Source organism: Acetobacter fabarum (genome assembly GCF_029069195.1).
GTDB lineage: Bacteria > Pseudomonadota > Alphaproteobacteria > Acetobacterales > Acetobacteraceae > Acetobacter > Acetobacter fabarum_A.
Map to the genome: position 1 here is coordinate 126,844 of NZ_JARDYK010000006.1, position 10,654 is coordinate 137,497.

Here is a 10,654-nt window from a genome sequence, read left to right on the forward strand (position 1 = left end):
GTGTTCCCATGTGGCTAAAGCGGCGTAAACGCGATAACCGCCGCTTGATGCCGATCCGGGATCAGAAAGACCCGGCGCGCGGCGTATTTACCCGCCGCGCCCTGCTGTGCATGGCGGTACAGGCCGGTGCCATGGGCGAGCTGGCGCGCCGCCTGTACCATATCCAGATCAATGATGGTGACCACTATGCCCGCATGGCGGCCAACAACCGTGTAAGCAAGCGCCTGCTTGCCCCCCCACGTGGCCGCATTGTGGACCGCTACGGCATTGCTCTGGCCAACAACAAGGAAAACTGGCGCGCGCTCCTGATGCCGGAGGAGACAACCGATGTAACCGGCACCATAGAGCGTTTTTCCACCCTGATCCCGCTTGATGAACGTGACCGCAACCGCATAGCGCGTGAAATGCGCCACCAGCGCCGGTTTGTACCCGTGATGCTGCGGGACTTCCTCTCCTGGGATGAAATGGCGCGAATCGAGCTCAATGCGCCCTCTCTGCCCGGTGTGCTGATTGATGTGGGCACACGCCGCGTATACCCCGAAGGGGAACTGCTGGCCCATATTATCGGCTATGTCGCCCCCCCTAACGAGAGCGATGTGGCGCATTCCACCCTGCTGGCCCTGCCGGGCATGCGGGTTGGACGCGCGGGCATAGAACAGAATCAGGACGAAAAACTGCGCGGCACCGCAGGTTCGGTAGAAATGGAGGTCAACGCCGTTGGCCGCGTGATTTCCGAACTGAACCGCGAGGAAGGCGTACCGGGGGAAGAAATTTCCCTGACCATAGACCGCGGACTGCAACAAAGGGTGCTCAATCACATAGGAGACCAGACCGCCTCCGCCGTGGTGCTGGACTGCCATAATGGCGAGGTTCTGGCCATGGTCAGCACGCCCTCGTTCGATCCATCCCTGTTTGATAGTGGTGTCAGCCACGCTCAGTGGATTGAATGGACCAACAACCAGCATACTCCCCTGATCAACAAGGCTGTGGCAGGCGTTTACCCGCCGGGCTCCACCTTCAAACCCGCCGTGGCCATGGCTGCACTGGAGTCAGGGCTGATCTCCGCCACCGACCGGGTTTTCTGCCCCGGCCATCTGGATGTAGGGGGCACACGCTTCCACTGCTGGTCCCGCTGGGGACATGGGTCGGTTGACCTGCATCTGGCGCTCAAATACTCCTGTGACGTCTATTTTTACGAAATTGCCCGCCGGATCGGCATGGACCGTATTGCCGAGACCGCGCACCGCATGGGCCTTGGCGTACCGCTGGATATTGAACTCCCCCATACCCGCACGGGGCTGATCCCCACCCCGGCATGGCGGCAGGCCCACCACCACCACTGGAATGGGGGGGATACCATTGTCAGCGGAATCGGGCAGGGATTCATACAGGTTACCCCCCTGCAACTGGCCACCTACACGGCCCGCATGGCAACCGGGCGGGCGGTACAGCCCCACCTTATGCGCGCCATTAACGGCGAGATGAGCCCGATGGCCAACCCCGAGCACTGGCCCAGCCTGAACATGCCTGAAAAATATCTGGAAGCCCTGCGGGCAGGCATGTTTGCCGTAGTGAACGAACCCCATGGCACGGCCCCCAAAGCGCAGCTGGACCTGCCCGGTATGACCATGGCGGGCAAAACCGGCTCGGCTCAGGTACGCCACGTCTCCCGCGCATTGCGTGAGAGCGGGCACTTCAACTCCGCCAATCTGCCGTGGGAATACCGGCCACACGCGCTGTTCATCTGCTTTGCCCCGTATGACGCGCCCCGCTACGCCGTATCGGTCGTGATCGAGCACGGCAACGCAGGAGCGGACGCCGCCGCACCGCTGGCGCGCAACATCATGCGCGACACGCTCCTGCGTGACCCCTCCAACCACACCACACCCCCACCAGAAAGCGTGGCCGCTGTGGATGACAGTTTTGAATAACCCCATCCGATTCCACAAACGCCTGTTGCGGGCTGAACCCAGCTTCCGCCTGATGGCCAAGCTGTGGCGGATAAGCTGGCTTTATGTTCTGCTGATCTGCGCACTGGCTGGTGTTGGCTACGTCACTCTGTATTCCGCCGCAGGTGGTGTGCCTTACCCGTTTGCGGCCCCGCAGGCCGCACGTTTTGCCGTTGGCCTTGTGCTGATGGTCACCATTGCCATGCTCCCCCCCCACCTGCTTATGCGCGCATCGTGGGGGATGTACGCACTCTCGCTTGTGCTGCTCGTCGCGGTCCTGCACATGGGCCATGTTGGCAAGGGAGCCGAGCGCTGGCTCATGATCGGAGGACTTCAGGTACAGCCTTCCGAATTTGCCAAGATCGCCCTTGTGACCGTACTGGCCACATGGTTTTCGCGCATGGACTATGCCCGCATGGGTAACCCGCTCTGGCTTATTCCTCCCGCTTTTATGGTGCTGGTGCCTGTTGGACTTGTGCTCAAGGAACCCAATCTGGGCACAGCGGTTATTATCGGGGGTATTGGCGCATCCCTGTTTTTTACGGCGGGCATGCGGCTGTGGCAGATTATCCTGCTTATTCTGCCACTTCCCTCCCTTGTGCAGTTTGCCTACGGGCACCTGCATGATTACCAGAAAGCGCGCATTACCACCTTCCTCCACCCCGAAAACGACCCGCTCGGGGCTGGCTACAACATTATCCAGTCCAAGATCGCTCTTGGGTCTGGCGGCATGTGGGGGCAGGGCTACCTGCACGGCTCTCAGGGACAGCTGAACTTTCTGCCCGAAAAGCAGACTGACTTCATTTTCACCATGATTGCCGAAGAATGGGGCTTTATCGGTGCTTCCGCCGTGATTGCCCTGCTAATGCTGCTGATTATGGGCGGCATGATCATGGCCATACGCTGCCGCAACCGTTTTGGCCGGTTGATTGCACTTGGCATCAGCATGAATTTTTTCTTTTACTGTCTGGTCAACCTTTCCATGGTCATGGGAGCGATTCCGGTCGGGGGAGTGCCCCTGCCGCTGGTCTCCTACGGGGGATCGGCCATGCTGAATGTTATGCTGGGGTTCGGGCTTCTCCTTTCAACATGGGTCCATAGGGACACACGGCTGGACGAAAGCAACAGCCGCATAGCCTGACACCCGCAATAAAGCTTGTGTTTCTGGTTTGATCTGCTCTTGACTTGGTGGGGTTGCACTTTTAGCTTGCACGTTAAAGGTAACACTTAGTACTGTTTTCTCACCTTCATTTGTCCACTCCGTTTTCTCCACAACACGGCCTGCGGCTCAAGCTCCCATCAGGGTAGGAAATGGCATGTTTTCCATCTCCTGCACTGCCTGACCAAGCCTGAAATGTGCGGAAAACCTTTCAACACACAGGGCCACACCAAAGTGACAACACACACTTTTTCTCTTCGTCCGGTCCTGCTTTGCACGGTTGCCCTGCTTGCGCTGGAAGGCTGCAAACGCCAGCAGAGCGCACCGCAGGCGCCACATCAGGCCGTGGGTGTTGTAACCATGCAACCCCAGCCCATAAGTGTGCATACCAGCCTGCCAGGCCGCACGGATGCGTTTGAAATTGCTCAGGTTCGCCCACAGGTAACAGGCGTTGTGCTCAAACGCCTGTTTGTTGAAGGTTCGGACGTGGTGGCTGGCCAGCAGCTCTACCAGATTGACCCCGCCCGCTACAAAGCCGTGTACGACACCGCCCGCGGGCAACTGGCTCAGGCCATGGCGCTTGATGCCACAGCCAAGGCCAAGGTTCGCCGCTACAAGAAGCTGGTGCGTGAGCACGCCGTAAGCCAGCAGGATTATGATGACGCCGTAGCCGCAGAAAAGCAGGCTCAGGGGCAGATACAGAGCGCTCAGGGGCAGGTGGAAAGCGCTCAGGTCAACCTTGGTTACACCAAGATGTATGCCCCGATCTCCGGGCGGATCGGCCGTACACTGATTACGGTGGGTGCACTTGTTACAGCCGAGCAGACCTCCAACACGGCCATTATTACCCGGCTGGACCCCATTTATGTGGACGTCAACCTCCCCGCCATTACCCTTTTGCGCCTCAAGCGTGAACTGGCAGAAGGCCGCATCAAACGTCAGGCCAATGGCGAAGTCCCCGTGATTCTGACGCTGGAAGACGGCTCCGCCTACGAATTCAAAGGCCACATGGCGCTGGCCGAAGTTAACGTGGATACAACGACCTCCACCGTTATTGTACGTGCGATCATGCCCAACCCGCAAAAGCTGCTGCTGCCGGGCATGTATGTCCACGCTCAGCTTGACGAGGGGATTGACCCCAACGCCCTGCTGGTTCCCCAGGAAGCCGTCAGCCATAACACCCACGGCGACCCGCAGGTTTGGATTGTGCAGCCCGACAACACAGTAGCCCTGCGCCAGATCCAGATCGGCATGGCCATCGGCACCGACTGGCTGGTGACAGATGGGCTCAAGGCTGGTGAGCGCGTGGTGGTCAGCGGCATGCAAAAAATAACCCCCGGAGCGAAGGTCTCGGTGCTAGGTAGCAAACCCAAGACCGACACAACTCCCGGCTCTGCGGCACAGCCTGCACAAAAAGGGCAGTAAATCCATGTCGCTTTCGCGGTTCTTTATCAACCGACCCATTTTTGCGTGGGTGATCAGCCTGATCATCATGCTGTTTGGCGGTCTTTCCATCCTGCGGCTGCCTATTGCCCAGTATCCCAGTATCGCCCCGCCCCAGATCGCCATTACCGTAACCTACCCCGGCGCCTCCGCCGATACGGTAAACGATACGGTCGTGCGCCCCATACTCCAGCAGATGTTCGGGCTGGATCATCTGGAATATATCTCTGCCCAGTCCTACGCTTCGGGACAGATGGAAATTGACCTGACCTTTGAGCAGGGCACAAACCCCGACATTGCTCAGGTGCAGGTGCAGAACAAGCTCCAGCTTGCCCAGCCCAAACTACCACAGGAAGTGACCGCTCAGGGACTGAGCATCACCAAGGCCGTCAAGAACTTCATGCTGGTGCTGGCCTTTATTTCCACCAACAACTCCATGACCGGCTCGGACATTGCCGATTATGTGGCCTCCAATATTTCTGACCCGCTCAGCCGCGTAACCGGCGTTGGTGACCACACACTCTTCGGCTCCGAATACGCCATGCGCATCTGGCTGGACCCCAACAAGCTGTTCAACTACAGCCTGACCGTGCGGGATGTTGAAACTGCTATCCAGAACCAGAACATTCAGGTTTCGTCTGGTGAACTCGGTGGCCTGCCTGCACGTAAGGACATCCGTCTGGATGCCACGATCATTGGCCCGACCCGCCTGACATCGGCTGGCGAGTTTGAGAAGATTTTGCTCAGGGTCCAGCCCGATGGCTCGCAGGTCCGCATCAAGGACGTGGCACGGGTGGAACTGGGACCGCAGACCTATAACACCGCCTCTTACTACAACAACCACCCGGCATCAGGCATGGCGCTCAAGCTGGCCCCTGGCGCCAACCAGATTTCGACCGAAGCGGCAGTCCGTGCCAAAATTGATGATCTGGAAAAATTCTTCCCACCCGGGCTGAAAACCGTTTACCCGCTGGATACGGAGCCCTTCATCACCCTCTCCATCGAAGAGGTGATCATTACCCTGCTTGAAGCCATCGGGCTGGTCTTTCTGGTCATGCTGGTGTTTTTGCAGAACTTCCGCGCAACACTTATTCCCACCATCGCCGTGCCGGTCGTGCTGCTGGGTACGTTTGGTCTGCTCAACATTTTTGGCTTTTCCATCAACACGCTCACCATGCTGGCCATGGTGCTGGCCGTGGGCCTGCTGGTAGATGACGCCATTGTGGTGGTGGAAAACGTGGAACGTGTGATGTCGGAGAAAAAACTCTCCCCCATCGAGGCAGCCCGTGTTTCCATGGACGAAATTTCAGGCGCGCTGATCGGCATTGTGCTGGTGCTGACCGCCGTGTTTTTGCCCATGGCGGCTTTTTCCGGCTCGGTCGGAGTTATTTACCGGCAGTTTTCCATTACCATTGTCTCCGCCATGTGGCTGTCCGTTCTTGTAGCCATGGTGCTTACGCCCGCTTTGTGCGCCACCATGCTCAAACCCGGCGCCCATGTTAAAACAACCGGCCCTGCTGGCTGGTTCAACCGCAACTTTGAACGCCTGACCAATGGTTACCTCAGGGGTGTGCGCAGGCTTATTTCCTCAACAGCGCTGTCCATTACCTGTTTCCTGCTGATTAGCGCACTGGCGGGCTATCTGTTTACCCGCCTGCCCAGCGGCTTTTTGCCCGATGAGGATCAGGGGCTTATTTTTGGGCAGGTCACCCTGCCTCCCAATACGCCCATGGAGCAGACCACAAAGCTCAATCACGAAATTACGGACTATATCCTGAAGTCCGAGAACGGACTTGTGGAATCTGTTTACGCCATCAGCGGGTTTAACTTTGCAGGGGAGGGCCAGAACTCAGGCGCATTCTTTATCCGCCTGACAGACTGGAAAAAGCGCCCTCTTGCAAGCCAGACATCAGCCGCCATCGCACGGCGGATCATGATGCATTACTGGTTTGACCCACGCGCCCAGATTTTTGCCATCAACCCACCAGCCGTGCTGGAACTGGGCAACGCCACAGGGTTTGACCTTGAACTGGAAGACCGTGGACACCTCGGGCACCAAAAACTGCTGGCTGCGCGTAATATGGTACTCGGTCTGGCCAGCAAAGATCATCGCCTGCTGGCCGTGCGCCCCAATGGCATGGAAGACGCATCGCAATATCACCTGGATATTGACCGCGAAAAAGCCAATGCGCTGGGCATTACGATTAATGACATCAACACAACAATCGAAGGCGCTCTGGGGTCGATCTACATTAACCAGTTCACCCGCAATGACCGTGTAAAGCAGGTTTATATTCAAGGCGACATGGATTCACGCATGCTGCCGCAGGACCTGAACAAATGGTACATCCGCACCAACACCAACACGCTGGCCCCGCTGGATGCCTTTATTCACGGGTACTGGCTGACCGGCCCGCAAAAGGTTGAGGATTACAACGGCTTTAACGCCTTTGAAATTCTGGGCCAGCCCGCACCCGGTTACAGTTCTGGTGATTCCCTTGCCGCTATCAAGGATATTCTGAAAAAGCTGCCCGAAGGCATAGGCTACGACTGGACCGGCCTCTCGTTTGAGGAAATTTCCTCCGGCTCCTCCACCGGACCACTCTATGCACTCGCCAGTCTGGTTATTCTGTTGTGCCTTGCCGCACTTTACGAAAGCTGGGCCATTCCCTTTGCGGTCATGCTGGTTATCCCTCTGGGGATTCTGGGCTCCATTGCCGCCACCTTGTGGCGGGACATGAACAACGACGTGTATTTTCAGGTCGGGCTGCTCACCACCGTTGGTCTGGCTGTTAAAAACGCCATTCTTATTGTGGAGTTTGCCAAAGCCGCCTTTGAACGGGGAGAACCTCTGGAAGACGCAGTTATTACCGCATCACGCGAACGGCTGCGCCCCATTCTCATGACCTCAATCGCTTTCGTTGTGGGGGTGTTCCCCCTCGCGCTTGCTTCGGGGGCAGGCTCCGCATCCCGCGAGGCCATTGGCACCGCAGTAGTCGGGGGCATGGCCACCGCAACACTTCTGGCCGTCTACTTTGTGCCTGTCTTTTTTGTTCTGGTGCTGCGTGCCTTTCATGTCAAACGCATCAGCGAACGCGAACAGGCCACACCACCCGCCCAGACTGCAACAGGGAACGAATAAGATATGGCTCCTCAGTCCTTTTTCCGTCGCTCCCTGCGGCTCCGCGCTGTTGTTATGGCCGTTGCAGCAACGCAGGCACTCTCCGCGTGTACCATGATCCCCAAATACACGCGCCCCACACCTCCGCTGGCTACAACATGGCCCGACTATGCCAAAACCGGGGACAAGCTGTTGCCAGAAGTGGCAGCAGATGTTGGTTGGCGTGAGTTCTTTATAGACCCACGGCTGCAAGCCTTGATCACCATTGCCCTGCGCGAAAACCGGGACCTGCGCACATCTGCCGCCAATATCGCCACGGCACAGGGCGAGTATGACGTGCAGCACGCAGGCCTGTTCCCCACCATTTCCGCCACGGGTGGGCCTATGTATCAGGCACCATCCGATGCGGCGGGGCTTAGCTTTGCACCTGGGCTGGATACCAACAAAACCGGCAGTGGCATGGCCCGCGATCCCTTCCGGTACTATTCCGGCGGGATTGGTTTTTCCTCCTACGAGATTGATCTGTTCGGACGCATCCGCTCCTTGACCAAGGAGGCCGCCGAACGTGCCCTGTCCCAGCAGGAAAACATGCGTGGCATGGTTATCAGCGTCGTCTCGCAGGTTGCCATGGCCTATATTACCTGGCTGGGCGACCGGGATACGCAAGCGCTGGCGGCAAGCACACTGGTCAGCCAGCAGAACAGCCTGAAGCTGACACAGGATAAATACGCCCACGGAGAAGAAAACCTGCTGACCGTACGGCAGTTGGAAACACAGGTGCAGCAAAGTGCCACCCTGCTGACCGATACCCGCCGCAAGGTGGAACAGGACGAAAACCTGATAGCCCTGCTTATTGGCGCGCCCATTCCACAAAACCTGCCCGCACCCCTGCCTTTGGGCAAACAGTCCATTCTGGCTGACCTGCCTGCTGGCCTGCCATCAGACCTGCTGACCCGCAGACCCGATATCGCAGCGGCAGAGCATGACCTTCTGGCGTCTCAGGCCAGTATCGGGGCAGCACGCGCCGCTTTCTTCCCCCGTCTGACGCTCACGGCAACAGACGGCGTTTCCAGCTTGCAGTTCCACAAGCTGTTTACGGCAGCAGCAACCACATGGGGTTTGAACCCCAGCCTCCAGATTCCCCTTTGGACATGGGGTATGAACAGCGGTAACCTCAAGGTAGCCAAGGCAACCCGTAACGGTAAAATTGCCGCCTACGAAAAAACGGTGCAAAGCGCATTCCGCGAAGTGGCCGATGCACTTGCCGCCCGCAAAGCCTATCTGGACGAAAAAAAGCAGATGGATAACCTGGTCTTCGCTTCAGGTGATGCTTACCGTCTGGCAAAACTGCGTTATGAAACCGGAACAGATTCCTACCTGACCACACTGGATTCACAGCGCTACTATCTACAGGCCCAACAATCCCAGATTACGGTTGCTGTTGCAAAATACCAGAACCTTGTCACCATTTACCGCGCAATGGGCGGTGGCTGGCAGGAGACCTCCTCCCGCTCCCACACAGTACCGCAGCCTGCTCCACAGACAGGCTCCCCCAAGGCCGGATAAGCCAAACCTGATCAAATAAAAAAGGCCGCTCTGGAGCGGCCTTTTTTATAAACCCTACCCTGCTTACATTTAATGTCTGGCAGTTGCCTGCCCCAGCCGAAGCACCCAGAGCTGAGCAATGTCATAAGCGCCTTTATCCCCGGCAACACTCCTGAGAACCTGTACGGCCTCCGCTTTGTTACCTGCCTGCATCTGGGCCAGACCAAGATGCAGGCAGGCAATATCGGGGTCTGCGACCCCTTTGGTAATGGCCTGCTGCATAAGCGCCAGCCCCTTGGCCGCCTGCCCGAACAGGACGTAATTATACCCCACATTCAGCAGTTCATTCCCCGATGTCTGGGCCAGAGCGGTTTTTTCATCCGCTTCGAGAGACTGCTTTTTGACCGCAACGGTTTTTTCCACCATTGCCTTCAGACGTGCCTGTCTGGGCGCTTCTGGCCCCTGCCCCAGCACGCCCTGCTGGTATCCCTGATTCATCAGGTCCAGTGCAAGCTGGGGCATACGGTGCTGCATGGCGATTTCTGTCATTTCCATAAAATCGCGTGCAGTGGAAATATCCCCTGCCGCCAGACGAATACGATACACATCAAGCTGCAAGGATGCCGGAATTTTTGTATTCACGACCAGTTCATGCAGCAAGAGCGCCCAGTATTCCTTTTTGGGGTAATAGGTCGCCAGCAGAACATAAGCATGCGTTGCCGTGGTGGAATCCTTAAGGGCAGTTGCACTCGCCGCCAGCATCTGCAACTGCGATTCCACTGGTTTTTGCCCGGCCCTGAGCGTTCTGGACACAATCGGCGTTAGAACGCTGAGTGTGTGGGCATAGTCTTTTTGCAGATAATAAGATTGTGCAAGCAATGTTTCCATTGCCGGGTTCGGGCCAGCTTCCTTAAGATAACGTTGGATGGCCACAGCTGCCCCGGGGTAGTCCTTGGCATTATACGCCATGCTCCCTTCAGACATCAGCATCTGGTTTTTCAGAATACGCGGTGTGCGGGAGGAGGCGATCAGTTTTTCATACGCGGCGGTCGCCTGAGCCACATTACCCGCCTGCGAGGCCACAGCAGCCCGCATTTGCGCAATGGTGTAATCCTCATACGCACTTTTACCCGCGACTGCGTCTGCCTTGTTCACAGCGTCCATGGCCTTGGCATAATTATGCGCAGCAAGAGCGCTCTGGGCCTGCTGCAATGCCACGCCCACAGGCTGGCCTAGTGTATCCGCCGCCTGCACTGCCGGAATGGCAAGAGAGAAAACAGCCGCAGAGCACAGAAGGCCCCGCACAAAACGCATGGTCATGATCTTCTTCATTTCCTTACTGATCGACGAACTGTTCCTGCCCGACGATACCCATCTGGGTGACCCCCAGCCTCTGGGCATCGGCCATGACATGGACAACAGTCCTGTAATCAGCCA

The 10,654-nt window shown here is 57.6% G+C and carries 6 protein-coding genes and 1 pseudogene; 5 read left to right on the forward strand and 2 right to left on the reverse strand.

Annotated elements, in window-relative coordinates:
• The first annotated feature begins 8 nt into the window (after positions 1-8).
• The 5 genes from mrdA to PY793_RS09390 all read left to right on the forward strand — a co-directional run bounded on the left by mrdA (position 9) and on the right by PY793_RS09390 (position 9,238).
• Entirely contained in the window at positions 9-1,931 is a 1,923-nt protein-coding gene (mrdA, locus tag PY793_RS09370) for a penicillin-binding protein 2 (RefSeq protein WP_275177832.1), read from the forward strand.
• Positions 1,932-1,935: 4 nt separating this feature from the next.
• Positions 1,936-3,090 (forward strand): rod shape-determining protein RodA, encoded by a 1,155-nt coding sequence (gene rodA, locus PY793_RS09375; protein ID WP_275177833.1) that lies wholly within the window; start codon positions 1,936-1,938, stop codon positions 3,088-3,090.
• A gap of 252 nt (positions 3,091-3,342) precedes the next feature.
• Entirely contained in the window at positions 3,343-4,533 is a 1,191-nt protein-coding gene (locus PY793_RS09380) for an efflux RND transporter periplasmic adaptor subunit (RefSeq protein WP_275177823.1), read from the forward strand.
• A gap of 4 nt (positions 4,534-4,537) precedes the next feature.
• Entirely contained in the window at positions 4,538-7,693 is a 3,156-nt protein-coding gene (locus PY793_RS09385) for an efflux RND transporter permease subunit (RefSeq protein WP_275177824.1), read from the forward strand.
• A 54-nt stretch (positions 7,694-7,747) separates the two neighbouring features.
• Positions 7,748-9,238, forward strand: coding sequence for an efflux transporter outer membrane subunit (locus tag PY793_RS09390; RefSeq protein ID WP_275177834.1), 1,491 nt, complete (start codon positions 7,748-7,750; stop codon positions 9,236-9,238).
• Between the two features lie 69 nt (positions 9,239-9,307).
• Here the strand turns inward: PY793_RS09390 and PY793_RS09395 are convergent, their stop codons facing one another.
• Both PY793_RS09395 and PY793_RS09400 read right to left on the reverse strand, forming a co-directional pair.
• Complete coding sequence (locus PY793_RS09395) at positions 9,308-10,537, reverse strand: tetratricopeptide repeat protein (RefSeq protein ID WP_275177825.1); 1,230 nt, start codon at positions 10,535-10,537, stop codon at positions 9,308-9,310.
• Positions 10,538-10,553: 16 nt separating this feature from the next.
• Positions 10,554-10,654 (reverse strand): annotated as a pseudogene (locus tag PY793_RS09400) (biopolymer transporter ExbD); the annotation flags it as partial.